2 protein-coding genes are annotated in these 952 nt (G+C 75.8%); one reads left to right on the plus strand and one right to left on the minus strand.

All coding sequences use genetic code 11. The features are described from left to right. Positions 1–66: 66 nt before the first annotated feature. The gene (locus tag ACFFNX_RS51215) at positions 67–681 is read left to right on the plus strand and encodes an NUDIX domain-containing protein (protein ID WP_378213775.1); all 615 of its coding nucleotides are present in this window, start codon (positions 67–69) and stop codon (positions 679–681) included. A gap of 57 nt (positions 682–738) precedes the next feature. Here ACFFNX_RS51215 and ACFFNX_RS51220 read toward each other — a convergent pair. Further along, a partial coding sequence (locus ACFFNX_RS51220) for a hypothetical protein (protein WP_378213777.1) occupies positions 739–952 on the minus strand: 214 nt, incomplete at its 5' end.

Genomic DNA, 952 nt, shown 5'->3' on the forward strand with positions numbered 1-952 from the left:
AAGCCGTCGCCGCCGAACTGGCCTTCGAGCCCCTCCTCGAGGACCCGATCGGTACGCTCTCCCGCCATGCCGCCTGAGCCCCCGCCCATCCCGTACGAGCCGGCGGGGCCGGGCCCGAGGGCCCATCTCGTGGGCCTGCTCGACCGGCTCCGCCCCGCCGACGGCATCGAGGCCGCGCACCGCCGGTACGCACGGGACTGGGCGGCCGGCGGCGCCCCGCTCTACCGGGTCCGCAAGCCGGATGTGCCGGCCGTGCACCTGGTCTCCTACTTCACCGTCGTCGACCCGCGTACGGGCCGTCTCCTGCTGACCGACCACCGGGGCTCGGGGCTGCGGCTGCCGCCGGGCGGCCACGTCGAGCCGGCCGACCGCGACCCGTGGGCGACGGTCGCCCGCGAGTGCCGGGAGGAGCTGTTCGCCGAGGCGGTCCCACTGGAGCCCACCGGCCGGACGCCGTTCTTCGTCTCCGTGGCACGGACGCGCGGCGCCGGCAGCCACACGGACGTCTCCCTCTGGTACGCCGTGCAGGCGGGAGCCGAGGAGATCATCCGTTACGACACGCGGGAGTTCGCCGGGATCGGCTGGGTGACGCCACAGGACGTCCCCGCCCTGGCGCCGGGGACCACCGACCCGAACCTCTGGCGCGCCGTACGCAGCCTCACGACCCTGCTGAGAGCGTGACCGCCCCGGACCGGCCCGGGGACCGATCCACGAGGCCCGACCGTCTCTTCGACCGCCCTAACGCCGGGCGGTCAGGTGGCGCCGGGCGTGACGTATTCCCCGGAAGGCGACCACGAGCCACAGGCAGGCGAGGAGGGGAAACACCACCCACCAGCCGCCGGTGACCGCGGAGACGATCAGAGCGACGAGCAGGAGCGGGCCGAAGGGCCGGCCGCGCGGCGGCCCCCAGCCGCGCCGGGCGGGCTCCCCTCCGTGCCACGGCGTCGCCCAG

Origin of the sequence: Actinoallomurus acaciae (assembly GCF_042429965.1) — a bacterium.
Taxonomy (GTDB): Bacteria; Actinomycetota; Actinomycetes; order Streptosporangiales; family Streptosporangiaceae; genus Actinoallomurus; species Actinoallomurus acaciae.

Bases quoted from the DNA above. Each gene is read 5' to 3' on its own strand.
- ACFFNX_RS51215 (WP_378213775.1), top strand. From the start codon at position 67: ATGCCGCCTGAGCCCCCGCCCATCCCGTACGAGCCGGCGGGGCCGGGC.